Genomic DNA, 26314 nt, shown 5'->3' with positions numbered 1-26314 from the left:
GACAACAGGGCTTGCTGGAGGGGAACAGGCGTGGATAGAGATGATGGGCCGGTATCGAATGGTTGGAAATCGATATACGGCAATAAAGTGAGCGGCGATGAGGACAAACCGACGGACGTCAGCGAAACGGCTGCGGCAACGGAAACGAATAAGACTTCGTATCCGAGCAGGGTAGCAGCTTCTAACCGCTCTGCGGCTTCGTCGGTTCCGTCCGCTCAAGCTCCGCAATCTGAAACTGCGAGAACGACGGCTGTACCTGTTGTTGGCCGTCGGAAGCCGCGCGTCTTGCTCTGGTCCTTCCTGATCGCTCTCGGATTGGTATTGTCGATGGTTGCAGGGGTATTGTTTTATTTGTGGAATGGGCTGCGACCGACTTCGACATCCGCTACGCCGGTGCAAATTACGATTAGTTCCGGCATGCGTGCCAAGAAGGTTGCGGAAGTGCTCGAACAAAACGGACTTATTCGCAGCGCATTTCTTTTCAGCGGTTGGTTGAAGCTTCAGGGCGAAGGGTCGCGTTTTCAAGCTGGCGTATATGAACTGACTCCGGGTATGACCCGCGACCAAATCGTAGCGAAGTTGAACAACGGGGAAATTATGGCCGCCGCCACGATCCATTTCACGATTCCCGAAGGGTTCACCGTTCAGCAGATCGCTGCCCGGTTAGCGGAAACGGCCGGCGTTAACAAGGCGAAGTTCCTCGAAGCAGCGGGGCAGCCCGCGCAATGGACGGGATCCATGTGGACGAAGACGCTTCCGACGGATAACAATCTAAGGTTCCCGTTAGAAGGGTATCTTTTCCCGGAGACGTACGAGATGAAACGGGGAAGCACGGAAGCCGACATTATAAACCGGATGCTCTCAGAGCTCGATCACAAGCTCGATCAACTGCCCGAGGATTGGCAGAGCACGCTGGAAGAACGCGGACTTACCGTTCATCAACTGCTTACGATCGCTTCGTTGGTAGAGCGCGAGGTTGTTGTCGACGACGAACGCCCTATCGTCGCAAGCGTCATCCAGAATCGTTTGAAGAAGAAAATGCCATTGCAAATCGATGCAACGATCCAATATTTGCTTGATAAGCAAAAGGAAAGGTTGCTGGAAGTTGACCTGAAGGTGGATAGCCCTTACAATACTTATTTGAGGGCGGGGCTTCCTCCGGGACCGATTGCGAGCCCGAGCTTCAAGTCGATCGAAGCGGCATTATTCCCCGAGCAAACGGATTATTTATATTACGTTACGAAGAAGGACGGTACGAACACCCATTTATTCGCCGTAACTTATAAGCAGCATCAGAAAAATATCCAACTCAGCGAAAAGAACGTCAAAAAATAATCGACGCGTTAGTTTAATCGAACGCGCCCCGACCCGGCGAGCTTATTCGAGGAACCTCTAAGGTACCTTGTATATAGCGCGCCGGGTCGAAGATTTCCCGGAGGTGTATACCCATTTCAACCGTTATTCCCGAATTGCTAATATCCGCCGGTTCTCCGGAACAGATGGAACGATATATTCAAGCAGGGGCAACTGCTGTTCTTATAGGAGAGTCCCGCTTCGGAATGCGACAGCCTGGCGATATTATACAATCCCAATTGAAAGAAGCCGTTTCGACGGCTCACCGTTTAGGCGCAAAAGCGTATATCAACATGAACAAACTATTCCGCAACGACGAACTTGGTTCGTTGCCGGAATATTTAACGTTGGTGAAAGAAGCGGAAGCGGACGCCATCGTATTCGGTGATCCGGCCGTGTTAATGAACGTAAGGCAATATGCGCCAGGTATGACCTTGCACTGGAACGCGGAGATGACGGGTACGAACTCGGCTGCCGCATCTTATTGGGGACGTCGGGGCGCATCGCGTGCGGTTATTGCACGCGAGCTGAACGAAGAGGAAATCGCGGATCTTAAGAGCAAGGTGGAGATGGAAGTTCAGATTCAAGTCCATGGGACGACGAACATTTATCATTCTCATCGAAATCTCGTTCAAAGCTATCTCGAGCATTTGGGGCGCGAAGCTTCGCTAGTTCGCAGAGGGGCGGATAATGGGCTCTTCTTGGTAGAATCGGAACGACCGGACGAGAAATTTCCCGTCTACGAGGACGAAAATGGCACCCATGTGATGAGTCCCGATGACATATGCTTATTAGAGGCGCTGCCGGAATTGATAACCGCCAATGTCGACAGCCTCTATATTGAAGCATTGCTTAAATCGGATGAATATAACGAAACGGTACTAAGAAGCTATCGACAGGCATTGGAATTATGGAAACAAAACCCGAATAATTTCAAATTCGACCCTGATTGGTTAACGAATATTCAGCAACTGCAAAATCCCGATAGGGAGCTCGGATTCGGATTTCTGTACAAGGAACAAGTTTATTAATGATCATCGAAAGGAGGAAATAAGGATGAGTCAAACTGTAATCCAGGAAACCCCTCGTGCGACGGGGAAAAGGCAACGTTTAGCCAAACCGGAGCTTCTTGCGCCGGCCGGAAGCTTGGAGAAATTAAAGTTTGCGGTCCACTATGGCGCGGATGCGGTATACATCGGAGGTCAAAAGTACGGCCTCCGTTCAAATGCCGACAACTTCAGCTTCGAAGAAATGCGGGAAGGGGTTGAATTCGCGGCCCAATATGGCGCTAAAGTGTTCGTGGCCACGAATATATACGCCCATCAGGAGGATTTAGCGGGGATAACCGATTATCTTCAGGAGCTTGAGAACGCAGGGATAGCCGCAATTATTGCAGCGGATCCGGCGATCGTTGAATTGGCGCTGAAAGTAGCTCCCAAGCTTGAAGTCCATTTGAGCACCCAACAATCAACGATGAATTGGCAGGCCGTTCAGTTCTGGAAGGAAGAGGGACTGCCGCGCGTCGTGCTTGCCCGCGAAACGACGATGGATGAAATACGGGAAATGAAAGCCCGCGTGGATGTTGAAATCGAAGTGTTCATCCATGGCGCCATGTGCTCATCCGTATCGGGCCGTTGCGTGTTATCTAACCATTTCACAGACCGCGATTCTAATCGCGGCGGCTGCTGTCAATCGTGCCGTTGGAAGTATGACCTGCATGCAGACGAACAATCGGTAGCGGATCCCGGTCACAACCCGTTTACGATGAGTTCCAAGGATTTGTGCATGATCCAGCACATTCCGGATCTTATCGAAGCGGGAGTAGACAGCTTTAAGATCGAGGGCAGGATGAAAAGCATTCATTACGTAGCTTCGGTCGTTAACGTTTATCGGCAAGCGATCGATGCGTACATGGCGGATCCGGAAGGCTATCAATTGCGTCCCGAATGGGTGGAAGACATCGGTAAAGCGGCGAACCGACCGCTGAATACCGGATTTTTCTACGCGGTCCCCGGAGCGGAAGAGCATATTTACGAGCCCGAGGAAAAACCGGCTCCGTATGACTTTGCAGCTATCGTCACCGATTACGACGAAGCGACCGGAATCGCTACCGTACAGCAGCGCAGCCCATTCCGTCCGGGAATGGAAGTGGAGTTCTTCGGTCCCGGTGGCAGGCAGTTCAAGCAACAGGTCGGCGACATTACCGATGAAGAAGGCAACGCTCTAACCGTTGCCCGTCATCCGCTGCAGAAAATTCGGATCGCTACCGCGCAACCGGTCGTCCCTTTTGATTTAATGCGAAAACGATTAAATTAAAATTTTTTTAATAAACGAAAGGTATTTTGTCCGGACTTGTCGAATTGTCACCATTATGTAAATGTTGGGAGCTATGCGGCCGATATATACATTATGGACAGTTCGGCAAGTCTTTTTTTGTTGCCGCAAGTCAGTCGTCACTACATAGTCGGAGGTTCAAAAAACAGATGAAAAAATCGTGGCGTGAGGTTTTGGGTGCGATACAATGGAAGAAAGCCGCCGAGGGTGTAAGCGGTTTATCTAAAAGAGTTGGAGGACAGTTTAAGGGGACGAAGATAGAGAATCCTATCCGTTCCGTCGGCATGAAATTGTTTTTGCTTATTTTCTGCAGCATATTGGCGTGCGTCTTATCATTAGGCTGGTTTTCTTACTCTAAGTCGAGCTCGATTATCAAGAACAAAGTGGCCGATTCAAGCATTCAGACCGCACAGCAGACGGCTGGTAAAATCGCCTTGTTATTCGAAGGCTACGAACGGCAATCCCTTCAATTCATTACGGACAATACGTTTATTAGTTTGTTGAATACATTGGGCATTACCAAAGACGATTATGAAACGTTCGACACGGCAAGGCAGCTAACCGAGAAGATGAGCGGCGTGGCGATGGCCGATTCCAGTTATGAATCGATTTCTTTAATACCGGTCGATTCCGAGGGCCAATTCATGACGACGGGAAGTACAATCAATAAGGAACAAATCGGCAAATTACCGTATTTGAAAACCATTTCCGAAGGCAACGGAAGAGCCGTATGGATCCCTACGATGGCCAAGGGATTGGATGGCGCCCGTTCCGCCCCGACCCTTGCTCTAGGCCGGATGATGAACCAAGGGAAGCCGTACTACTTGATTCTTGAAATCAAGACGAAGGTTTTGGAAGAAAAAATGAAAACCGTTCAGTTCGGCGAGGGCAGTTCCTCATTTATCGTTGCAAAAGACGGTACGACCGTGTACGGACCCGACGCAACGAAGTGGGGGTCGAAGTACGAATATGAATTGCCGGGCAAAGAAGGATCCTCGACGATTAGCGTAGATGGAACCAAAACCCTGTCTTCGGCGGGCATTCTGGATAATAACGAATGGAAGGTCATCGGCAATATTCCCGTCTCCTCCCTCGTGAAAGATGCCAAAGCAATCAGCAATTTGACATGGTTAATGTCTTTGATCGCTGCCCTCATTGCAGGCGGTATCGGATTGATCGTTATGTTAACTGTCGGCAAACCTCTAGCACAGTTGCGGACGTTAATGAACGAGGGAGAAAGAGGTAACTTAACCGTCCGTTCCACCATTCGCAAGAAGGACGAGATCGGACAAGTGTCCGACAGCTTTAACCGGATGATGGAGGAAATTACCGGACTTGTTCGGCAAACGAATTTGTCCGCGCAAGAGGTGCTTGAGACGGCTGCCGCACTAACCGACTCATCCCGTAAAACGGCAGGCGCCGCGAAGGAAATTGCCATCGCGACCGAGGAAATAGCTAACGGTGCAACTAATCTTGCCGTAGAGTCGGAAAAAGGAACGGATTTGACCCTTCAGATCGGCTCTCAAGTGCAGTCTGTTATCAACTCCAATGTCGAAATGGGACAATCGGCGAATGAAGTCGAGGAAGCCGGACGTCAAGGTTCGATTTATATGGGCAGCCTGATCGAGAAAACGGGCCAAACGGAAGAAATGACCCGTTCGATGGTAGATAAAGTAGACAAGCTTAAGGAAAGCACGCGTTCAATTCGTAAAATCCTTGACGTGCTGGGCAATATGACGAAACAAACGAATATCTTGTCCTTAAACGCTACGATTGAAGCGGCGAGGGCTGGCGCGGCAGGCAAGGGATTCATGGTTGTCGCGGACGAAATCCGCAAGCTGGCCGATCAATCTCGACAGTCCATCGGAGTCGTAGGCGGCATCGTGGAAAATATCCAACGCGAAATCGATGAGACGGTATCCGTATTGTCCGAAGCGTATCCGATATTCCAAGAGCAGATCGAATCGGTTCGCGAAGCGAATCAAATATTCGTCACCGTACAGGACAACATGGGTGGGTTCGTTAATCGTTTGGAGTCGGCTACGGATTCCGTTCGCCAGCTGGAGGATGCGCAAAACACGTTATCCTTGGCGATGAGCAACGTCAGCGCGGTTGCCGAGGAAGCTTCCGCAACGTCGGAGGAAGTCGCTTCTCTAAGCAACGAGCAGTTGAACATCAGCGATGGCCTAGTTCAATTGTCCAACCGCTTGGAGGCTGTGTCGGGACAACTACGCGAATCATTAAGCCGGTTTACGGTCTCTTAATTATTAATCGTTATCGCAGGCAGGCAGGGGAAATATCCTGCCTGCTTTTTTATGCGAGAATATGGAGATAATAGAAGAAAGAGAGGTCGCAGAAAAGAAAGGAACGGAATTATCCATATGAAGAGAGAATGGGCTATGCGAGGGTTCCACGTGCTGCTGTTTATCGCTATTATATTCGGCGTTGAGGGAGCGAGATTGGCTTGGCTGCAGCTTGGTTTCGGCGGTGCGCATACGGCAAGCGGGTCTCTCGCCCGAAGCGCCTTCCTTCAGCGTTCCGACGGTCTTATGCTCGATAGCGGAAGGGGACAGTTTCGCGACCGCAACGGGCGGTTGCTGACGGGGAAGGCCGTGCAAAGCTTGGCGGCTTTTCCCGATGATGGGTTCATGCGAGGGACGGAGAAGGATATACAGCGGCTTGCCGACTCCCTCGGTGTAAACGCTCAGCGGTTGGAAAGCTGGCTGACGGAACTCCGCGAGCCTGAAGTTTGGAAGGATTCGGGTGCTGCTCGTGCGTTGGAATTAACGAAGGAGCAAATCGATGCGGCTAAAAAATCAAATTTGCTCGGAGTGTCTGTGCTTCCATTTTTTAACCGATACCCTGCCGATTATACGCCGATTCATGCCATCGGTTACATTTCCCAACATCCTGAAAGAGTACGCCAATTATACGGTAAACAGCTGTCCAACCATCATATGAACGTGACGAGTTATGTCGGAGGATCCGGTTTGGAGAAATCGCTGGATCGAGTCATACAAGGCATTGCGCCAACGACGGTCATGCAGGTTACGGACGCGGCCAGAAGACCGCTGGAGGGGCTGGGGCTGAGAATGACGGCTCCCGACAACCCGCATTTCCCGCTGCAGGTGACAACTACTTTGGACTTAGGGATGCAAAGAGTCGTGGAAGAAGTGATGAGCAAATACGGAATAAGCAAAGGAGCTGCCGTCGTTCTCGATGCGGCGAATGCGGATATAAGGGCCATGGTGTCTCTTCCTCGATTGGATCCGTATCATATTGGAGCGAAAGAGACGGACGAACGTAATCATGCGCTGACAGCCGCTCCGCCTGGCTCGGTTTTCAAAGTCGTGACATTAGCTGCGGCGATAGAGTCGGGAGTTACGACTTGGGATGAAATGTTCCACTGCAACGGTCATTATGGTAAATACGGGCTGAAGTGCTGGAGAGAAGAGGGGCATGGGGTACTGACGCTCGAACAGGCTTTTGCGGAGTCGTGCAACGTCGTGTTTGCCGAATTGGCAGAGCGGATGGACCCGGCTTGGCTGCAAATTACGGCAGAGCGCATGGGTCTGGGCAGGCAAATCGGGTGGAGCACGGATAAGTTCGTCGACGGAAAGCCGCTTAGATTGTTAGAAGAGGAGGAAGCTGGCTCCATTTTCATGAGTCGCCAACTGGCCAATGACGGCGGGGTGAGAACCGGAACCGGAATCGGTCAGCGGGATGTAAGGGTAACGCCGTTGCAGGCAGCGAACATGGCCGTCACGATATTGCACAATGGACATGTGTTTGCTCCACGCCTCGTTAAGGAGATTCGTTATGCGGACGGAGGGTTAATGACTCCTCTAGAGGTCCAATCCGCTGAATCCAAATACGGTCATATTGGATCCAGAACGGCTGCCCTATTACGGGAGGGCATGCGTTCTGTCGTTTTAGAAGGCACAGCTGCAAAAGCCTTGAAAAATTCGGTTTGGCCGCTGGCGGGCAAATCCGGCACGGCCGAGCTCGCAGGCAAGCAAAAGGCCCGCAACGACCAATGGTTCATCGGTTACGGGCCTGTCAAAGGAACACCGCATTACGCGATCGCGGTGCTCATTGAAGATCAGCCGGCAGGGCTGCGCAATCGCGCGGCTGCCGTATTCGGAGCGATTATGGACGGGCTTTGCCTTCTGGAACAGCAATCTCACTAGGCTGCGGAGCAAGCGGCGGGACGGTGAATTCCTCGCTCGGGTAACGAATCCACTTGTGGAAATAACCTTGATCATAGAGCGCTTTAAGCAATATCATGAGAATCGGCGCTAATATAAGTCCGGCAACGCCGAATAGCGATAAGGAAACCATCATAAAGGCGAGCATAGTGAATGCGGAAACGCCGACGGTTTGCCCGGTAATGCGCGGCTCAAGAAATTGCCTCGTAAGCGTAACGACTAGTAGCAGCGCGGTTAACCAAATCGCAAGGTTCGTCTCGCCCGTAATGAATAGGTAGATGATCCAAGGGATGAACAAAGTGTTAACGCCGAGCAGGGGAAGCACATCGAAAATTCCCGCCAGCAAGGCTATGGAGAAGGCGTTATTGACCCGAAGCGCTAAGAGAGTTATGAATATTACGATAAAGGTAATGCTGATAAGCTTGCCTTGTGCCTTAAGGTAGGCTCCGATTCCTTTGAAAACGTTGTTGCGAAGAAACTCTAAAGCGATTTTGAGCGTTTTGGGTGCTCTGTCTTGGCCGAGCTTCTTCCATGTATCGATTTCCAAGCTTAAGAAATAAGCGAGAATAATGGCGATGGAGAAGTTAAGCACGAAAGACGAGAACGAGCTCAGCATTCCAACCATCCAAGTCAGGAATATTGTAGCCCATTTCGTTCCTAGATTGGTGATAAAGCCCACGGCGTCATTCAACTTCTCGGCAACGCCCGCGGGCAACGAATTAATATGCCCTTGCACATTGCCTGTTAGAGAAGCGAATTGCTCCTGTAGCAGTACTTGGTAGTGAGGCAAGTCTTTGCTCAATTGGATAATCTGCTGCGTGAAAATATAGCCAAGCCCGATAAAGATCGCCAGGATGACTAAGGTGAACAGCATGACGCTGATGCCGGAGGCGATCGATTTGCGCAAGCCCCAACGGTTAAATAGCCTCGCAAGCGGTTCGATACACCAAAAGATGAGGAAGGATAAAAAAACGGGAGTTGCCAGGTTGTAAAGATAACTGAATACATACATCGTTAACCAGACCGTTAGCACGATAACACCGATATCGAACGCGGTGCGCCAATATTTCTGGTACAAAGATAACATCCGCTAATCCACCTTTTTCAGCGTACGAGAGAAAGCACGACTGTTCTATTTATTGTTATTGTATATGATATCAAAAAAGATGCCTACAAGCATGCCTATTTTGCGGTCGTGTATGATAAAATAGAAGACAGGCGCAGAACCGCACGCACTTTAAATATGGCAATCAAGATGGTGGGGAAGGCATGGAACTCATCCTTTGGATCGGTTTTTATTTTTTGACTTTTTATGCATTTTTGCCGGCTTTGATCAGCCGGATTTTTGGGTTTAGGGTATTCACCCGCGGCAACACGGATAAGGAGATCGCGCTCACCTTCGATGACGGACCTGATCCGATATATACGCCCAAGCTGTTGGGTTTACTTAAACGGCATGGAGCGAAAGCGACTTTTTTCGTCGTTGGCGAGAATGCGGAACGTTATCCCGACATAGTAGCCAGAATACATGAAGAAGGCCATATTATCGGTATTCACAATTACGTCCATCATACGAACTGGTTTATGCGCCCGCGGACGGTTAAACGGCAAATTCATCGTACTTCGGATGTCATTAAGCGGATTACGGGTTCAAGACCGATGTATTATCGACCCCCTTGGGGAATCGTTAATGTATTCGACTATGCGAACCTAGGGTACTTGCAAATCGTGTTATGGACTTCTTTGTTCGGAGATTGGCGCAAGAGAGTAAACGCGGATAAATTGTACAAACGGATGAAAAGGAAGCTGAGACCCGGGCAGGTGTTTCTGCTTCACGACTGCGGCATTACTTTCGGAGCCGATCGCGACGCGCCGGCAAACACGATAGCCGCGTTAGCGCGCATATTGGACGACGGGCAAACAATGGGGTACCGTTTCGTCGGAATCGACGAAATGATAGCACTCTCGGAACGACCGCGATACCCGCATACTAACAATCAATCGGCCGTGAGGAGACCCAGCATGAGCAATGATGAATCCGTAACCGGCAACAATGAACCCCATTCGATTGGCCTGTTTAAAAAGCTGATCGTAACGATCTGGATGTTATGGGAAAAAGTGTTTCACTTCTTATTTCGGCTTCGTCCCGTGGGGGAGGGCAAATCATTTAATTATCGTGTCCGCCGTTATGCGGGACCGCCTTTGGATTTGCGCGCGGATACTACTCTCCATTCAGGGGATTACATTATGGAAATCCATTTCGAGAACCGGATGTTATTTAATCTGGGGATGAATTCCCGTTCGACTTTGCAAACGGGCATTAAAATCATCCGCGAGATGGAAAAGGCGTTGCCGGATATGGCAAGGGAGCTTTCGACGACTCCGAACGGCGATAAAGTCAAGGCGCTTTATGGAGTTTCCATGATACACAGAGGCGCGGAATCGCTCGGATACGGGACATACGACTTGCCTCGGGGACTGTTCTCGTGGATGACGAATATTTATTTGCGGATTCTCATTCGCGTTATTCACCCTGAAGGGAACGAAAGGGTGCGCACGAAAGGGGAAAGGATGTCCCCGCGCATGCTTATTATGCCCCGGGATATTTTATTGACTTGGGCGGACGAGACCAGAGTTAAGCGACGACCGCAGCGGGAACGGGCGGCTAAGAAGGAAATAAGCGTCAAGAAAGCAGAAGTTCCGCATGAAACAGCGGACTATGAAGAGGAAACGATGGGCAAGCTCGTTTAGATGACGTGAATAGTTAAGAGAGTGTGCAGCTGGTACTGGATTCCTGGTACCGGCTTTTTATTTTGCTTTTTTATCGATTATGGTTTTTGCGGGGATGTATCTCCTTCCGGTTGCTGCTCCACCCCGCAAAGTGAAGTTAAGCTTCGTAGCCGAGTCCGATTACTTTGCGGGGACCCCGGGTTGAAATCGTGAAATTTGAATTGGTAAACTCGTAGCAAGGAGATTTCACGATTTCAAAGGCAAACGCTGTCGCTCCTACAGGAGATACATCCCCTCTTTTCTTTATCGAATCAGGTAAGAACAAGCCAATAAAATCACAAAAAGAAACCACTTTTTTGTAATAGAAGTACCACTCATCAGCATTCAAAGGAGTGATTTTTTTTACATTCAATACCATGGACCAATACCTTGCTAATGGATTTAGAGGCGACGTCCCCGAAAACCATCTTGTTCTCGTCGTTAATGCCACTGTGAATCGGATAGATGACAAAATCTCCGTAGTGTACCAGGATTCCGGAGGTTTCTGCTTAGTTGCTTGTTTAGGGTAAGCTTATAAGTCGGGTGGCTTTCGCTTGCCCGCAACCTGCTCAAGAAAGCAGCAATTGACCAAAAACGAAAAAGTGTTGGAACAGGATCAAAACCTCCTGCACCAACACTTTTTCGTTATGAGTATGATTTTTGATAAAAGTGAGCTATCCCGTAAGTGAACTTGGCTACTTTGAGACTGCCCTAACTTCTAGCTGTCATTACATTTTCATGACGCCGCCTTGGCTGGCGTTGGTAACGAGGTGGGAGTAACGCGCTAGGTAGCCGCGTTTGATCTTCGGTTCAAAGCCCGGCCAGTTCGTACGGCGGCGCTCCAACTCTTTATCGCTTACTTCAAGCGTGATCGTGCGGTTATTCATGTCGAGCTCGATCATGTCGCCGTCTTCGACAAACGCAATAGGTCCGCCTTCTGCAGCTTCGGGGGAAATATGGCCGATCGCGATGCCGCGGGACGCGCCGGAGAAACGGCCGTCCGTGATGAGTCCGACTTTCGTGCCGAGACCCATACCGACGATTTGGGAAGTCGGGGCAAGCATTTCCGGCATGCCGGGACCGCCCTTCGGCCCTTCGTAACGGATGACGACGACGTGGCCTTCTTTGACTTTGCCTTCGGTCAGACCTCTAAGCACGTCATCCTGGGAGTCGAAGCAAATGGCCGGTCCGCGGTGGTAGCCGCCGACGGACTTGTCGACCGCTCCGACTTTGATGATCGATCCGCCGGGAGCAAGGTTCCCGAACAGGACGGATAGGCCGCCTTCTTTGCTGTGCGGATTATCGATCGGGCGAATAACGTCCGTGTCGAGAATTTCGCAGCCTTCCACGTTCTCGCGCAGCGTCTTGGCGGATACGGTCAGCAAATCGCCGTTCAAAGCGCCTTCTTTTTTAAGCAGCTCATGGATAATAGCGCTGACGCCGCCCGCGTTGTGCAGATCTTCGATATGGTGGTCGGAAGCGGGTGCCAGCTTAGACAAGTAAGGTACACGCTTAGCGACTTCGTTAATGCGTTCAATCGGGTAATCGATGCCAGCTTCGTGGGCAAGGGCGAGCGTATGCAACACGGTGTTCGTGGATCCGCCCATAGCCATGTCGAGAGCGAAGGCGTTATCGATCGTATCCTTCGTAACGATATCCAGAGGTTTAATATCTTTCTTAATGAGCTCCATCAGCTGAGTCGCGGATTTCTTGACAAAATCGCGGCGTTCAGGCGCGACAGCCAGAATCGTACCGTTACCCGGCAACGCGAGCCCGAGAACTTCGGCCAAGCAGTTCATTGAATTGGCGGTAAACATGCCGGAACAGGAACCGCATGTCGGACAACCATATTGTTCGAGCTCTGTTAAGCTTTTCTCGTCGATCTTGCCGCTCATGAAGGCGCCTACGCCTTCGAATACGGACGTGAGCGAGATGGCGCGTCCGTCGCTTGTGCGTCCGGCTTTCATCGGTCCGCCGCTGACGAAGATCGTCGGAATGTTGACGCGCAATGCGGCCATCATCATGCCGGGGGTGATTTTGTCGCAGTTCGGAATACAGACCATGCCGTCGAACCAGTGAGCGTTAACTACGGTTTCGATGGAATCGGCGATGATCTCGCGGCTGGCCAAGGAATAGCGCATGCCGATATGGCCCATCGCGATCCCGTCGTCCACGCCGATCGTATTGAATTCAAAAGGAACGCCGCCCGCTTCGCGGATAGCATCTTTAACGATTTTTCCGAATTCTTGCAAATGAATATGTCCGGGAACAATATCGATGTAAGAATTGCAGACTGCGATGAACGGTTTTCCGAAATCTTCTTCTTTCACGCCGGCGGCGCGCAGCAAGCTGCGGTGCGGGGCGCGGTCAAAGCCTTTAGTAATCATGTCTGAACGCATTTTTTTGTTGGCCATCTATAGTCCCTCGCTTTCGGATAAACCGGATTGTCATATCCTTGATTTTATCACAGATTCGGACGGCTTGACCAGACAAGGCTGTTTAAATAAAGGATGGCCTAAGCATTGCGCCGAAAAGAAAAATATTGAATGATTGGCGTTACATACATGTTACATATCGTTTGGTTTGAGTGAATAATTAACAAATTATTTTTGGTTAATGTAATAAAACTTCACATATTCGATTTACAACCCGAAACAGGTTTCCTATAATGAAAGGAAAGCTATCAGAAAGGGGATGCGGCATGAATTTGACGGAACGTGAAAAAGAGAAGCTGCTCATTACGGTTGCGGCTGACTTAGCGCAAAGAAGGCTGGCTCGCGGCGTGAAGCTCAATTATCCGGAATGTATCGCGCTGATCACATCCGCCATTATGGAAGGCGCAAGGGACGGTAAAATGGTTGCCGAGCTGATGGCCTACGGAACGACGCTGCTTACGCGCGATCAAGTGATGGAAGGCGTGCCGGAGATGATCCATGAAGTGCAAGTGGAGGCGACTTTTCCGGATGGGACGAAGCTGGTGACGGTGCATCAGCCGATTCCTTGATGCGGTTACATCTTGATAAGGAGGAATGCGGTTATGATCCCGGGAGAAATAAGGGCTAAAGCCGGCTCGCTGGAGCTGAACGCGGGCAGGCGTACGATAGAGCTTATCGTTAACAACGCGGGGGATCGGCCCGTGCAGGTCGGTTCTCATTTTCACTTTTTCGAAGTGAATCGATCGTTGCATTTTCCTAGAGAGCAAGCTTTCGGCATGAGGCTCAATATTCCCGCGGGTACGGCCGTGCGATTCGAGCCCGGCGAGGAAAAACCGGTTCAATTAACGGAGCTTGGCGGAGCCAAGCTTGCCTACGGCTTGAACGGGCTGTCGAATGGATACGTGGCGGGTGAAATGAGTCCGGAGGATGTCGAGCGGTTGAGGACGTGGAGTGCTCTCGAATAAATAGACTTACAGAGGGGGAGAGCGAGTATGCGCATGGATCGTCAAAGCTACGCGGGGATGTTCGGCCCGACAACCGGAGATGCGGTTAGATTGGCGGATACGGACTTGTGGGCGGTTATCGAACGCGATTACACCGTATATGGGGACGAGTGCAAATTCGGCGGCGGCAAAGTGATCCGGGACGGGATGGGGCAATCCAGCCGCGCGATTAGAAGCGAGGGTGTTCTGGATACGCTGATCACGAATGCCGTTGTCATCGATCACTGGGGAATCGTAAAAGGCGATGTCGGGATCAAGGACGGCGTTATCGTCGGCATTGGCAAAGCGGGTAATCCCGACATTATGGACGGCGTCGATCCCAATATGGTCGTCGGCGCAAGCACGGAAGTCATCGCCGGAGAAGGTAAGATCGTTACGGCCGGAGGCATCGATACGCATATTCATTATATTTGCCCGCAGCAGATCGAGACTGCGTTATCTTCGGGGGTAACGACGATGATTGGCGGCGGAACCGGGCCGGCAACGGGGACAAATGCGACGACCTGTACGCCCGGTGCTTGGCATCTTCGCAGAATGTTGGAAGCGGCCGAAGCGTTCCCGATGAATCTCGGTTTTCTGGGCAAGGGGAACGCTTCGACTTTGGAACCGCTCATCGAGCAGATCGAAGCGGGCGCCATCGGCCTGAAGCTGCACGAAGATTGGGGCACGACTCCCGCCGCCATCGACGCATGTTTGTCGGCTGCGGATCAATATGACGTTCAAGTGGCCATTCATACCGATACGCTGAACGAAGCAGGGTTCGTGGAAGACACTTTGCGGGCGATAGGCGGTCGAACGATTCATACTTATCATACGGAAGGCGCCGGCGGCGGTCATGCGCCCGATATTATTAAAGCGGCCGGCGAACCGAATATTATCCCGTCTTCCACTAACCCGACTAGACCTTTTACGATAAATACGATTGAAGAGCACTTGGATATGCTTATGGTTTGCCATCACTTGGATAGCCGGATTCCGGAGGACGTCGCTTTCGCGGATTCCCGTATTCGTCCCGAGACGATCGCGGCGGAAGATATTTTGCATGACCTTGGCGCGTTCAGCATCATTAGCTCGGATTCCCAGGCGATGGGGCGTGTCGGGGAAGTCATTATGCGGACTTGGCAAATGGCGGATAAAATGAAAGCGCAAAGAGGCGCGCTTAACGGCGAGACGGATCAAGGGGACAATGATCGGATTAAACGTTACGTAGCGAAATACACGATTAATCCGGCTATCGCACATGGTATCTCGCATTTGGTGGGATCGCTGGAAGTTGGGAAATGGGCGGATGCGGTCGTGTGGAGCCCGGCTTTTTTCGGGGTTAAACCGGATATGATCCTCAAAGGGGGGAGCATCGCTTACGCGCAGATGGGCGATCCGAACGCTTCGATACCGACGCCTCAGCCTGTGTTCGGCAGACCGATGTTCGCTTCTTACGGCAAATCTCTGCTCCATAGTTCTATTACTTTTGTCTCCCAAGCGGCTTACGATCGGGGAATTGCCCAAAAGCTTGGCCTGCAGAAACGGATCGAACCCGTTATCAACTGCCGGAACATCGGCAAAAAGGACATGATTCATAATAACGCGACACCGACAATCGAAGTGGATCCGGACACCTATAAGGTAACCGTCGACGGCGAGCTCGCGATTTGCGAACCCGTCTCCGTCGTTCCGATGGCGCAGCGGTATTTCTTGTTCTAGATGGACGCCTGTAAACGAGAGGAGGCGGATCGGAAGTGGCGGAAGAGAGCGATGGAAGAGCGAATTCCGGCACATGGTTATCGTTGCAACTGCTGCTCGATTCGGCGCTGCCCATAGGCAGCTTCGCTCATTCTTTCGGACTGGAATCGCTTGTTCAAGACGGCAGAGTGAAAGACGGCGCGGATTTGCGAGCCTACATTGAAAGCATGCTCCGGCATAGCTGGGCAACAAGCGACTTAATGATTATCAAAGCGGTATACAAACGTTTGAATATCGATGGCGGTAGCATTGCCAACAATGGCCAATATGCTTACGACATCGAAAAGCTGGTTCATTATCAGAGATTAGCCCCCGAATCGCGTGACGGAATAGAAAAAATCGGACGAAGATTGTTAAAGCTGGCGCCGGAGCTGTTTCCATCCATGTCGTTTCGTTCGCTGCAGGAAGATGTTCGCGATGGCAAATGCTTCGGCAGCTATCCACTTGTGTACGGTATCATTTGCCAAGGTCTTCATATTCCTTTGGATCGGGCTGCGGAAGGTTATTTGTACGCGACGGTTGCTACTTGCGTCAATGCTGCCCTCAGGCTAATCTCCATAGGGCAGACGGAAGCCCAGCGATTGACGGCATCGTTATTCCCGGCAGTGGAGCAGAGCTGGGAGGCGGTTCGCGAAATGGATCCGGAGGATGCTTACAGCGCCATGCCGCTCGCGGAGCTGGCGATGATCCGTCATGAAACATTGTACTCCAGGTTGTTTATGTCTTGAGAATACATTCAAATATGCGGAGGGATTGCTTATGTGCCAAGGCAAAGAAGGACATCATCATCACCACGAATGGGAAACGCCCGAGGCGGTTAGCGGCAGGCCTATGCGAATTGGTATAGGGGGGCCGGTCGGCTCCGGGAAAACAAAGCTAGTCGAGCAGCTCGCATTTCAATTGAAGGACAAAATTAACTTAGCGGTCATCACCAACGATATTTATACGAAAGAAGATGCGCGTATTCTGTCCGATACCGGATGTTTGCCAGTGGATCGGATAATCGGCGTCGAGACGGGGGGATGCCCGCATACGGCCATTCGCGAGGATGCCTCGATGAATTTCGAAGCCGTCGAAGAGTTGGAGCAACGTTTTCCCGACCTGGATTTGATCTTGATCGAAAGCGGCGGAGATAACTTGGCGGCGGCCTTCAGTCCGGAGCTTGTCGACCGGTTCATTTACATTATCGACGTTGCCCAAGGGGAGAAAATCCCGCGCAAAGGCGGCCCGGGAATTATGAGGTCCGATTTGCTCATCATTAACAAAATAGATCTTGCTCCTTACGTAGGCGCCAGTTTGGAAGTGATGGAGCACGATTCGCGTCATATGCGCGGCGAGAGGCCGTTCGTATTCACTAACTTATTCGGCGGTCAAGGGCTGGATGTCGTCGCCGGTTGGGTTGAGCGGGAAACGGGCCGTCATGCGGCCGTCGTCTAGTTTGGCGGAAGCTTCAACGATTGAGCAATCCGTCGGACTTGGGGCCGGAGTTGCCGCCGTGACCGAGAGGCTGTCCGAATTGCGTGCCGTGATAGGTTTAGTTAACGGAAGGTCCGAGCTCGTGACAAGATACCATTCCTCCCCGCTCAAGATCGCTAAGACATTCCGTCTGGATAATCAAAGCTGGCGGCAATTGGCCGTCGTGCAAATGGACGGCTCGCCGGGGCTTCTGGAGGGAGATCGTTACGTTCTCGATTGGCATCTGCAGGAAGGAACCCGGCTCTATGCGACCAATCAGGCGTATACCCGCGTTCACCCATGCGATTCGGGCGATTCCCGGCTGCGCCAAAGGTTTCGTTTGGAGCCGGGAGCGGTACTGGAATGGATTCCCGAGCCTGTCATGCTGTTTCGCGACGCCAAGTTTGTCGCGGAGACGGAAGTCGACTTGGCCGAGGGAGCGATCTGTATGCTAAGCGATATATTTTGCCCGGGGAGAATGTCGCGGGGGGAAGCTTTCGCATTTCGTTCTTATGACGCGAAAGTTACGGTACGGTATAAGGGAGAACTCATGCATTATCAACGGCTAAAGTGGGAACCCGCGGCTTTGCCGCTCGACAATGCCGGATGCTTCGGAAGTTTTACACATATCGGGGCTTTTTCCATTTTTTCTGATCGCGTGAACGCGGAAGCCGCGATAAAAGTCCGCGAAATGCTGGAGAGCAAGATTGGCGAACCGGAAGGACTTAGTTGGGGGATCGCACGCACGGCAAAGCATGGACTTGTCGTTCAAGTCGCGGGCAATGCCGCGTGGAAGCTGCAACGGTTGTTGCTTGCGGCGTGGGATGTCGTGCGATTAATATTGCTGGATCAACCGCCTATTAGGCTGCTTAAGGAAGCTTGGATGTCTGGAATTAACGAGCAATAGACATAACGAAAGCAGCCTCGATATCGAGGCTACTTTTGTTGTTCGGGGAATAAATTGGCGAGTCTGGCGAAGGGGAGGTTCTCGTAATGGTCGGTCTTGTACACGATCTCGCTCTCGATCTTCGTTTCCTCGCTTAGCTTGTTGCGGCGGAATTGAAATTGGTCGAACAGCTTCACGAGTATTTGCGCCGTATTAAACGCATCGTCCAACGCCCTGTGGTGAGATCCCGAGAAAGGAATTTCCAACATTTCCAGAGCCGGCTTTAATCCCATCTGCTGATGTTTCTCTAGCTTATACACTTTGGATAACATCTTCTGCAAGTTATTATGATTAACGATCCAGTCCGTCGGTATGTGATGCTGACGGCATTCCTGCACGAGCTGGCGTTGATCGTCCGGCCCCCACGCGCACAGAAAATACTCTTCCGTACCCATCCATTCCGTGTAATCGCGAATGACTTGAGCCAGCGTGCCGGCCCCGTTGACATCCTCTTGCGTGATTCCGGTAAAAGAAGTCGTATCCGCGGTTAAATGCGGGACGATGACGGGTTTAACGAACGATTGGAACGTGCCGATAATTTGCGGAACATCCTCGACCAACCCGACTTTCGCTGCTCCGATTTCAATGATTTCGGCGATCTGGCCTTTTTTGCGCCTTACGGTCATTTCTAAGTCATATACGATAATGGTCAATTCAAGCACCTCAAGGACAATCCGCAGATATAATTCGTACCCTTGTTATTATAGTCTTCCGAGAGGCATTTGTCAGGGTGAAAAATAAACCGGCACATCAGGGGGACTCAGTTGGCGGTTTCGCAAGACGAATGGTACTGACGTTAAACCACCCGACGATTAGAATCAAGGCAGAAAATCGAGAAGTTTCATTAGATAGGGCGACAAAGCACACAAAAGAGTTCCTCAATAGACGAGGAACTCTTTTGTGTGCTTTGGCTGGACGCCATCTAATCGTGATCGATGATAGCTTTTGCGATTGGATAACTTATATTAGTCACAAAAAATTGGCTGATCTCGTCATTCAAAAAAATCCTGCCTGCGTAGACGAGATTATTTTTCATATTTCAAATTCCAAAGATATCCTAGTAAGCAGGATGGAAAAAATTTATCAACAAATTTTTTCTTTCTGCCAACGGATCGATTCGTCAAAGGCGGTAAACCGGAAATCGATCCCTTTCCAATAATACTTCAAATCCTCTTGCGTCCAGCCTTCGTAAAGTTCCTCCCACTCGTAAGGACCGTGAGGCTTTAACGACGCAGCTTCGATCACTTCGCTTGCAGGCTGATACCGATAGTCGCAGGAGAGGCGGATTTTACCGGGAATATGGTTAGGTATCGATTTATGCACGGTATGGCTGTGGAAGGCGAGTACGTCTCCGGCCTCGTAATCGGTTGTCTCCCACTCATAGTTAAGCCCGCACAATATGGTCTCCAAGCCGCCCGCGCCGGGAGCGCTCGTTACGCCCAGCAGACCGGATTTGTAGCTGCCCTTGAGGACGGCCAGGCCGCCGAGGTTGCGAGAAACGTCGCCGAGCGGAATCCAGCAGGTCCAAGTGTTGGCGGCGCCTTGAATATGCAGGAAATCCTGGTGAGAAGGCGTCACCGTGGCATTGCGGTGGGGCAGCATAATCCGGCCGATATGCCGGGGATGCGGGAAAGGGGTCTCGTTGAATAGAGCAGAGAACATCGCCTTGATCTCAGGGGAATGCGGCAAGGCATGAAACGATTCGAGCTTCTGGATGTCCCGGTACATGTCAAAGGTGACGCCAACGCCATTCCACTGCAGGTCTTCCGCGCTATAAAGGTTGACGGCTTCTTCATTAGCCATTCCTTCGATCAGTTCAGAGTGTGGGTCCATGACGCCGTAGCGTTCCAGGATGCTCAGAATTTCCTTTCTTACATTAAGCACACGTTCTCGGGGGATGAGCCCCCGAAAGAAGAGCAAACCGTCTTCCTCCGCTCTGGCTCGGAGTTTGTCCGGGTGGCTGAGCAACGCGGCCGAGTCGGTGAACGATCCGGTAACGGGTATCTTGTCATTGTCTTGTACGGGTATTAAACTCATGAGCATCCTCCTCACTGATATAGTATAATCATAGCATCTGCAACGAATGAAAGATTTGAACGAATAGGTTATGGATTGTCATTTATCGGAATAATAACGCGGAGAGGTTAACTTGACGATGGAACAGTTTCAATGGGAAACGAATCAATTGCAGCCGCTTGTTCATTATGCGAACCGGCTTGCATGCGGTCCAGGCGAGTCGTTCGGTCCGCGAATCATAGGAGATTACCAGTGGATTTTCGTCAGATCGGGAAAAGGAAAGGCTTGCATAGGCGGCGAGTTCTTCCGTGCTTATGCCGGCTGCCTGTTCGCATATGGACCCGGAGAGCCGCATTGGTTCGAAGCGAGCGAGGATGATCCTTTCGTCCTTTTCGGGCTGCATTTCGCATTTGCGGGAGATCTGGAGCAAGAGGGAAAAGAGATTCTCGACCACATCAAGAACGTGGAATGGGAGAAGATGGATACTTACGATCGAAACCGGGAGGGCTCGTTTCCTAGACGGTTAGAAACGGGAACGTGGCCGGTGCCTCTCTTCGAACAGATCATTGATGAATTCAGGGGTGGACGGCCGATGAACGAACTTCTCCTAAGGGGATTGTTGACCCAACTCATCGTTAAAGTGTTTCGCTGGGCAAGGGAAGAGCGCTTGTCCGGCTCCCCTCTCGACAAGCTAATCGCGAAAGTCAAAGAGAAGCTCGAAGAGCAAGCGGGGAAAAGTTACGATCCCATATGGTTGACGGAATGGATGTCATACAGCCACGATTACGTTTCGCGTTTGTTCAAGGGGCGGTTCGGCATGGCGCCGCATGCGTTTCATGACCAAGCAAGATTGGCCGTAGCCCAGCGTCTGCTGGAAGAGACGGAGCTCACTTCCACCTCGATCGCGGAGGCGATGCAATTCGGCAGCGTTCATTATTTTTGCAAATGGTTTAAATTGAGGACGGGAATTCAACCGCAGGAATATAGAAACAGAAAAAGATTCTTATAGAAAAAGCTTGTTTAGCTTTAAAACTTTTCCGGACGCGTCCAACTCGAGGGCATTGTCCTTTCTGGGGAAGATCCTCAGAACAACTATTGAATATCCGAAGGGCATATAATATACTCTTTATATCCATTGGCAGCTTTTGCGAGATGTTTGTAGGGAGAGATATGAATCCATGATTCGAAAGATACCGTTGTACAATCAAATTCAAAAATTTATATTAGACCAGATTCAATCCGGAATATGGAAGCCCCATGATCAGCTGCCGCCCGAACGAATGTTAGCGGATCAATTCAAAGTAAGCCGCATTACTGCGAAAAACGCGTTAGTCGGATTAGTTGCGGAAGGCTATTTATACCGTCATCGCGGGAGAGGGACATTCGTTACGGATAAAAAAATAGCGTTGTCCCCCCAAATCGCAGAAAGTCCGATGCTAATCCAATCTGCCAAAAAAATCGGCTTGATTATGCCATGGATGGAGTTTCGATATCAATCTCTGCTCATTTCAGGGATTGAATACGAGCTAAGCCGCAAAGGCTACCATCTGATCTTCAAACGAATCGACGATTCGGACAACTTAGAGGCTGCTACCATTAAGGAATTATTAAATATACCCGTAGATGGATTAATTATCGTAGCAAGCCGAGGGGAATATTTCCACGATGATATGCTCCGGCTCGTATTGGAAAAATTCCCGCTCGTTTTTGTCGAGAAGTATTTTCGGGATTATAAAGTGAACGGCGTACATTGCGATACGGAAAAAGTCGGCTATTTAATGGGACAATTTCTTGTCGGCCGGAGCAAGCGGCATATTGGATATATTAGTTATCCAGCACATTATACGGTCGGCGTTAAAGAAAGAATGTTCGGTTTCCAATCCGCCTTGATGGAAAATGGAGTTTCTCCGCTCCCGTTAAGTCTCAGTTTAACGGTGACTCCGGAAGTGCTGAAGGGATTAAATCAAATAGGCCCGCATCCCGTGCCCGCAGAGATTATTAACTTCATCAATGACCATCCTCAATTGGAAGCTATTGCCACGGTCGATGCCCACATTGCCCAATTCATAGGGAGGGCATGTTATGAGCTCGGGCGCCATGATATTACGATTATAAGTTGCGATGAGCCAAGCATTGCGCCTGATTGTATGATGCCGGCAGCTTATGTAGACCAATCTCCCGCAGAAATTGGCATTATCGCCGCCCAATTAATGACGAATACGATCGAACAGGATTCCGACACAACGCTGAAGCGCGTTGAGCCCCGGTTAGTTGAATTAAAAGGCTAGAATAAAATTATTTTGCGCACATTATGCCGATTCGTTTAAGCGAATCGGCATTTTTATTTGAATTGGATATATAAAAAGTTGATTGGACTTATAGACATATCTAATTTTACGAAATATACTTTAAGCATAAAAACAACTTAAGAATGGAGCTGGAACGTGAGGGGACTAAAAGGAAAAGTGGCTGTCGTTACGGGCGGCGCTCAAGGATTGGGTCACGCGGTTGCCCAACGTTTAAGCGAGGAAGGCTGCAACGTTTGGATTCTCGATCTTAAACAAGATGGAGAGAAAGCGGCAATCGCCATTCAAAGCGAAAGCGGAAATCCCGTTTACTTCGCGAGGATCGATATTAGCAACGAATCCCAAGTCGAGAAAGTATTCCTGAAAATCGGCGAGCTGTCGGGCCGCGTAGATATTCTGGTTAATAACGCCGCTCATTTTATTTTCAAAGGGATCGAAGCAACGCCTCAAGATTGGAAAAGCATTTTGGATGTAAACATCATAGGGACATCGCTCGTGACTCAACATTGTGTACCTCTTATGAAAAAGGCGGGTGCGGGAGCCATCATAAATTTGTCTTCTGTAAGCGGATTCATTGGACAATCGAGTTTTGCCACGTATAATGCGACCAAATTCGCCATTCGCGGTTTAACGAAATGTTGGGCTATCGATTTAAGCCCTTATCGGATTCGCGTGAACAGCGTTTGTCCAGGCTACATTAGAACCGAAGCTTTTGATAATAGCTGCATTCAACTCGGATTGGATATCGAGGAGGAAAATACGCGTATATCCAAGCTTCATATTCTAGGCCGGCAAGGACATCCCGAGGAAGTAGCGGGCACGGTAGCCTTTATGGCGTCGGACGACGCATCCTTCATTACGGGGGAGGATTTAATGGTCGATGGAGGTTATTTAGCGAAATAGGGATAACCCGATTTCGAAGAAGGCAGGGAGAGCGGATGGGGCAATTAACGGTAGCCGTTACCGATTATGGGTTTCCGAATCTTGATCCGGAAGAAGGAGTATTGCGACCGATAGGTTTTGAGTTCGTTACGGGGCAATGCAAATCTGCCGAAGAAGTGGCCGTGTTGTGCAAAGATGCGGATGCGATTTTAACGCAGTGGGCGCCCATTACGTCAGATGTCATTCATCGATTAACCCGCTGCAAAATTATTGTGCGTTACGGTATCGGCGTGGATAATGTCGATTTGGAAGCCGCACGGGCGTGCAATATCCCCGTGGTCAATGTCCCGGATTACGCCATACAAGAGGTGTCGGACCATACCTTATCGTTGATGTTAAGCATTGTTCGCAAAATTCCGCAGGTGGTCAATCAGGTTCGAGATGGACAATGGCAAATTGCTCCGTGTCGACCGATCATTGGACTAAGAGACCGGGTAATCGGGACGGCGGGTTTCGGAAACATTGCCCGAGCGGTCATCCATAGGGCTAAAGCTTTTGGTTTGAGGGCGATTGCATACGATCCATACGTCCCGGACGAACTGTTCGAAGAGCTCGGCGTGGAGAAGGTAGATTGGGATTCATTGCTTGGCATGTCCGATATTTTATCCTTGCATCTTCCGCTAACGGAAGGTACAAGACATATTATCAATCAAGATAGTTTGAAGAAAATGAAACCAACCGCTTATATCGTTAATACGTCTCGTGGAGGAATCATCCAGACGGATGCCCTAATTGACGCGCTGCATAACGGAGTAATCGCGGGAGCAGCTCTCGATGTATTGGAAACAGAACCCATCGCCAAGGACAGTCCTTTGCTCCGGATGGAACAATGCCTGATAACTAGTCATTGCGCTTGGTACTCCGAGGATTCTCTCCTGTTACTTCAGAGATATGCGGCACTGGAAATCAGGCGATTGTTTAGCGGCGAAAAGCCCTTGCACATCGTCAACAAAGTTATAGCAGGATGACGCCGGTCATCGTTAGGAGTTGTGAGTGTGTATGCAAGCGTTGATCTATTACGGACCGGAGAAGTTAACGATCGAAGAGATGGATGTTCCGGCCTGCGGACACAATGAAGTGCTGATTGAAGTTGAAAGCGTTGGGATCTGCGGCAGCGAGTTGGAAGGTTATCTAGGTCATAGCAGCATTCGCAAACCGCCTTTGGTTATGGGGCATGAATTTTGCGGGCGGGTCGCGGCGACAGGGGAGCTTGTGCGGGGACTTTCAACCGAAGATAAAGTCGTTGTTAACCCTTTGATTTCTTGCCGTGCTTGCGCGAGCTGTCTAGCTGGAAAAATCAATGTTTGCCGCAACCGCAACATTGTCGGAATTCATCGCCCGGGCGCGTTTGCGCAATTCGTTGCCGTACCTGCCAGCAACGTATACCGCATCCCAGAGGAAATGGATGCTTCGTTAGCTTCGCTTGCCGAACCTTTAGCCGTGTCTATACATGGGGTAAAACGAGGTCTTCGGCCTCTCGATGATCTGCTGATTTTCGGAGCGGGTCCGATTGGGCTGCTAAGTTTGATGGCCGCTCGGCACATGGGGGCTGGAAACATAACAGTCGTCGATCTTCAACCTGCAAGACTAGAGCACGCCCAAAGGCTAGGCGCCATAGTCATGACTCCGGACCAACTCGAAGAACGGCGGAATGAAGGTTTTCCGCAAGGTATTCCTACGATTATCGATTGCGTGGGAGTACAGGCAACGAGAGAGCAAGCGATGACGCTAATCAATCCGGACGGAACGATCGTTATGGTGGGATTGGGCCATGACAGGTCCGCTCTTCCGGTGAATCATTTAGTACGACAAGAGATTTCGCTTATCGGTTCTTATACGTATTCCCATGAAGACATCCAGCAAGCGATTGCACTATTGGAGCAAGGGAAAATAGACGTCCAAGGTTGGACGGAAATTCGCGATTTGACGGAGGGGCCGGCTGCATTTCAAGAGTTGGCCCAGGGTAAGAGCAGCTTCAGTAAAATCTTCTTGAAACCTTAGATGAAAGGGTGAAACGGATGACCGTAAGAATCGTCGATCTGTCCGTTGATATTTATCACGGAGCGCCAAATTTTGCATGGGACCCGAAATGCGCCGTCATTGTCCACAATACGACGGATACCATTGGCTACAATATGACGCAGATTTCCATGAGCACGCATCAAGGAACGCATTTGGACGCGCCTTTTCATTTCTTGGACGATGGCAAAACCGTAGATCAACTGGATTTGCATAAATGCGTGGGTAAAGCTATTCTCGTGGATTTAACTTACAAAAAACCAAAGGAAGCGATCGAAGTAGAAGACTTTGCGCCCTATGAAGACAAGATTACGGAAGGCTCGAAGGTGATTTACCGCACGGACTGGTTCAAACAACTTCCTGCAAGACATTACTTTACCGACTTTCCATACATGACGATTGAATTGGCGGAATGGTTGGCGGATCGCAAAGTGGGTTTAATCGGAATGGATGTACCCACCCCGAACCCAACGGATTATGATCCCGTCCATAAAATCTTGTTAGGAGCCGAGATCGTTATCGTTGAAGGATTGGCAAATCTAGGCGATATCGCATCCGATGATTTTTACTTTGCCGCAGCCCCGTTGAAAATAATAGGCAGGGATGGGGCTCCGATTAGAGCCTTTGCCATGGTAGGCATCTAAAAGACGGTTATTGAGAACGTTTACATGATAGAATTTAGGAAGGGCGGCGATGCCATGGCGTAGGAGGTTCAATTCGGGATACGCGGGTTGACGAAATGTTTGGCGATTGATTTAAGTCCATAACGGATGATAATTGGTCAGAC

Annotated in this window: 23 protein-coding genes; 18 read left to right on the top strand and 5 right to left on the bottom strand. The window is 50.3% G+C overall.

Translation table 11 applies throughout. The features are described 5' to 3' along the window. The first annotated feature begins 30 nt into the window (after positions 1 to 30). The 5 genes from mltG to K7P76_RS14820 all read left to right on the top strand — a co-directional run bounded on the left by mltG (position 31) and on the right by K7P76_RS14820 (position 7877). Positions 31 to 1335, top strand: a complete 1305-nt coding sequence (mltG, locus tag K7P76_RS14840) for an endolytic transglycosylase MltG (protein WP_232186088.1) — start codon at positions 31 to 33, stop codon at positions 1333 to 1335. Positions 1336 to 1469: 134 nt separating this feature from the next. Then, positions 1470 to 2384, top strand: a complete 915-nt coding sequence (locus K7P76_RS14835) for a peptidase U32 family protein (RefSeq protein ID WP_490166408.1) — start codon at positions 1470 to 1472, stop codon at positions 2382 to 2384. Between the two features lie 25 nt (positions 2385 to 2409). Continuing rightward, the gene (locus K7P76_RS14830; protein WP_232186086.1) at positions 2410 to 3669 is read left to right on the top strand and encodes a peptidase U32 family protein; all 1260 of its coding nucleotides are present in this window, start codon (positions 2410 to 2412) and stop codon (positions 3667 to 3669) included. A gap of 167 nt (positions 3670 to 3836) precedes the next feature. Continuing rightward, the gene (locus K7P76_RS14825) at positions 3837 to 5951 is read left to right on the top strand and encodes a methyl-accepting chemotaxis protein (protein WP_232186085.1); all 2115 of its coding nucleotides are present in this window, start codon (positions 3837 to 3839) and stop codon (positions 5949 to 5951) included. 117 nt (positions 5952 to 6068) lie between these two features. Next, entirely contained in the window at positions 6069 to 7877 is a 1809-nt protein-coding gene (locus K7P76_RS14820; RefSeq protein WP_232186084.1) for a peptidoglycan D,D-transpeptidase FtsI family protein, read from the top strand. Here the strand turns inward: K7P76_RS14820 and K7P76_RS14815 are convergent. Beyond that, positions 7837 to 8982: an AI-2E family transporter gene (locus tag K7P76_RS14815; protein ID WP_232186083.1), complete on the bottom strand. Its 1146-nt coding sequence runs from the start codon at positions 8980 to 8982 to the stop codon at positions 7837 to 7839. The two genes, K7P76_RS14820 and K7P76_RS14815, sit on opposite strands and share 41 nt — an antisense overlap. Before the next feature lie 182 nt (positions 8983 to 9164). Between K7P76_RS14815 and K7P76_RS14810 the strand changes: the two genes are divergently transcribed. Further along, positions 9165 to 10646: a polysaccharide deacetylase family protein gene (locus tag K7P76_RS14810; RefSeq protein ID WP_232186082.1), complete on the top strand. Its 1482-nt coding sequence runs from the start codon at positions 9165 to 9167 to the stop codon at positions 10644 to 10646. A 136-nt stretch (positions 10647 to 10782) separates the two neighbouring features. On the opposite strand, the gene K7P76_RS14805 is transcribed toward K7P76_RS14810, so the two are convergent. Next, positions 10783 to 11043, bottom strand: a complete 261-nt coding sequence (locus tag K7P76_RS14805; protein WP_232186081.1) for a hypothetical protein — start codon at positions 11041 to 11043, stop codon at positions 10783 to 10785. Between the two features lie 349 nt (positions 11044 to 11392). Then, on the bottom strand, positions 11393 to 13078 hold the full coding sequence (gene ilvD / locus K7P76_RS14800; protein WP_232186080.1) for a dihydroxy-acid dehydratase: 1686 nt from the start codon (positions 13076 to 13078) through the stop codon (positions 11393 to 11395). A gap of 287 nt (positions 13079 to 13365) precedes the next feature. Between ilvD and K7P76_RS14795 the strand changes: the two genes are divergently transcribed. From K7P76_RS14795 to K7P76_RS14770, 6 genes are read left to right on the top strand one after another with little or no spacing between them, the layout of a single operon-like run. Then, entirely contained in the window at positions 13366 to 13668 is a 303-nt protein-coding gene (locus K7P76_RS14795; RefSeq protein WP_232186079.1) for an urease subunit gamma, read from the top strand. 33 nt (positions 13669 to 13701) lie between these two features. Then, positions 13702 to 14064, top strand: coding sequence for an urease subunit beta (locus K7P76_RS14790; protein ID WP_232186078.1), 363 nt, complete (start codon positions 13702 to 13704; stop codon positions 14062 to 14064). A gap of 33 nt (positions 14065 to 14097) precedes the next feature. After that, positions 14098 to 15804, top strand: a complete 1707-nt coding sequence (ureC, locus tag K7P76_RS14785; protein ID WP_304518405.1) for an urease subunit alpha — start codon at positions 14098 to 14100, stop codon at positions 15802 to 15804. A gap of 35 nt (positions 15805 to 15839) precedes the next feature. Beyond that, positions 15840 to 16571 (top strand): urease accessory protein UreF, encoded by a 732-nt coding sequence (locus K7P76_RS14780; RefSeq protein ID WP_232186076.1) that lies wholly within the window; start codon positions 15840 to 15842, stop codon positions 16569 to 16571. 31 nt (positions 16572 to 16602) lie between these two features. After that, a complete protein-coding gene (gene ureG / locus K7P76_RS14775; protein ID WP_232186075.1) occupies positions 16603 to 17280 on the top strand; it encodes an urease accessory protein UreG in 678 nt (225 codons plus the stop codon). Beyond that, positions 17225 to 18205 carry an urease accessory protein UreD gene (locus K7P76_RS14770; protein ID WP_232186074.1) on the top strand — a complete coding sequence of 327 codons (981 nt, stop codon included), beginning with the start codon at positions 17225 to 17227 and terminating at the stop codon, positions 18203 to 18205. The genes ureG and K7P76_RS14770 overlap by 56 nt, the downstream gene beginning before the upstream one ends. A gap of 29 nt (positions 18206 to 18234) precedes the next feature. Here K7P76_RS14770 and K7P76_RS14765 read toward each other — a convergent pair whose 3' ends face one another. Next, entirely contained in the window at positions 18235 to 18906 is a 672-nt protein-coding gene (locus K7P76_RS14765) for a 3'-5' exonuclease (protein ID WP_373692402.1), read from the bottom strand. 421 nt (positions 18907 to 19327) lie between these two features. Further along, positions 19328 to 20281, bottom strand: coding sequence for a phytanoyl-CoA dioxygenase family protein (locus K7P76_RS14760; RefSeq protein ID WP_232186072.1), 954 nt, complete (start codon positions 20279 to 20281; stop codon positions 19328 to 19330). Between the two features lie 118 nt (positions 20282 to 20399). On the opposite strand from K7P76_RS14760, the gene K7P76_RS14755 reads away from it, so the two are divergent. The 6 genes from K7P76_RS14755 to K7P76_RS14730 all read left to right on the top strand — a co-directional run bounded on the left by K7P76_RS14755 (position 20400) and on the right by K7P76_RS14730 (position 26171). Continuing rightward, complete coding sequence (locus K7P76_RS14755) at positions 20400 to 21269, top strand: helix-turn-helix domain-containing protein (protein ID WP_232186071.1); 870 nt, start codon at positions 20400 to 20402, stop codon at positions 21267 to 21269. A gap of 169 nt (positions 21270 to 21438) precedes the next feature. Further along, complete coding sequence (locus tag K7P76_RS14750) at positions 21439 to 22548, top strand: GntR family transcriptional regulator (protein WP_232186070.1); 1110 nt, start codon at positions 21439 to 21441, stop codon at positions 22546 to 22548. Positions 22549 to 22704: 156 nt separating this feature from the next. After that, positions 22705 to 23469, top strand: coding sequence for an SDR family NAD(P)-dependent oxidoreductase (locus K7P76_RS14745; protein ID WP_232186069.1), 765 nt, complete (start codon positions 22705 to 22707; stop codon positions 23467 to 23469). Between the two features lie 35 nt (positions 23470 to 23504). Further along, positions 23505 to 24476 (top strand): C-terminal binding protein, encoded by a 972-nt coding sequence (locus K7P76_RS14740; protein ID WP_232186068.1) that lies wholly within the window; start codon positions 23505 to 23507, stop codon positions 24474 to 24476. Positions 24477 to 24507: 31 nt separating this feature from the next. Then, complete coding sequence (locus K7P76_RS14735; protein WP_232186067.1) at positions 24508 to 25509, top strand: zinc-dependent alcohol dehydrogenase; 1002 nt, start codon at positions 24508 to 24510, stop codon at positions 25507 to 25509. Between the two features lie 17 nt (positions 25510 to 25526). Beyond that, positions 25527 to 26171, top strand: a complete 645-nt coding sequence (locus K7P76_RS14730) for a cyclase family protein (RefSeq protein ID WP_232186066.1) — start codon at positions 25527 to 25529, stop codon at positions 26169 to 26171. The last annotated feature ends 143 nt before the right edge of the window (positions 26172 to 26314 follow it).

The sequence above is a fragment of the Cohnella silvisoli genome (assembly GCF_021190915.1).
In the GTDB taxonomy this organism is placed as follows: Bacteria; Bacillota; Bacilli; order Paenibacillales; family Paenibacillaceae; genus Cohnella; species Cohnella silvisoli.
This window is presented reverse-complemented; position numbering and strand designations above follow the sequence as displayed.

Coding starts and splice junctions, on each gene's coding strand:
- K7P76_RS14730 (WP_232186066.1), top strand. CDS start 25,527: ATGACCGTAAGAATCGTCGATCTGTCCGTTGATATTTATCACGGAGCG.
- K7P76_RS14795 (WP_232186079.1), top strand. CDS start 13,366: ATGAATTTGACGGAACGTGAAAAAGAGAAGCTGCTCATTACGGTTGCG.
- ureG (WP_232186075.1), top strand. CDS start 16,603: ATGTGCCAAGGCAAAGAAGGACATCATCATCACCACGAATGGGAAACG.
- ureC (WP_304518405.1), top strand. CDS start 14,098: ATGGATCGTCAAAGCTACGCGGGGATGTTCGGCCCGACAACCGGAGAT.
- K7P76_RS14830 (WP_232186086.1), top strand. CDS start 2,410: ATGAGTCAAACTGTAATCCAGGAAACCCCTCGTGCGACGGGGAAAAGG.
- K7P76_RS14790 (WP_232186078.1), top strand. CDS start 13,702: ATGATCCCGGGAGAAATAAGGGCTAAAGCCGGCTCGCTGGAGCTGAAC.
- K7P76_RS14760 (WP_232186072.1), bottom strand. CDS start 20,281: ATGAGTTTAATACCCGTACAAGACAATGACAAGATACCCGTTACCGGA.
- K7P76_RS14750 (WP_232186070.1), top strand. CDS start 21,439: ATGATTCGAAAGATACCGTTGTACAATCAAATTCAAAAATTTATATTA.
- K7P76_RS14770 (WP_232186074.1), top strand. CDS start 17,225: ATGTCGTCGCCGGTTGGGTTGAGCGGGAAACGGGCCGTCATGCGGCCG.
- K7P76_RS14740 (WP_232186068.1), top strand. CDS start 23,505: ATGGGGCAATTAACGGTAGCCGTTACCGATTATGGGTTTCCGAATCTT.
- K7P76_RS14735 (WP_232186067.1), top strand. CDS start 24,508: ATGCAAGCGTTGATCTATTACGGACCGGAGAAGTTAACGATCGAAGAG.
- K7P76_RS14820 (WP_232186084.1), top strand. CDS start 6,069: ATGAAGAGAGAATGGGCTATGCGAGGGTTCCACGTGCTGCTGTTTATC.
- ilvD (WP_232186080.1), bottom strand. CDS start 13,078: ATGGCCAACAAAAAAATGCGTTCAGACATGATTACTAAAGGCTTTGAC.
- K7P76_RS14815 (WP_232186083.1), bottom strand. CDS start 8,982: ATGTTATCTTTGTACCAGAAATATTGGCGCACCGCGTTCGATATCGGT.
- K7P76_RS14825 (WP_232186085.1), top strand. CDS start 3,837: ATGAAAAAATCGTGGCGTGAGGTTTTGGGTGCGATACAATGGAAGAAA.
- K7P76_RS14805 (WP_232186081.1), bottom strand. CDS start 11,043: ATGGTATTGAATGTAAAAAAAATCACTCCTTTGAATGCTGATGAGTGG.
- K7P76_RS14810 (WP_232186082.1), top strand. CDS start 9,165: ATGGAACTCATCCTTTGGATCGGTTTTTATTTTTTGACTTTTTATGCA.
- K7P76_RS14755 (WP_232186071.1), top strand. CDS start 20,400: ATGGAACAGTTTCAATGGGAAACGAATCAATTGCAGCCGCTTGTTCAT.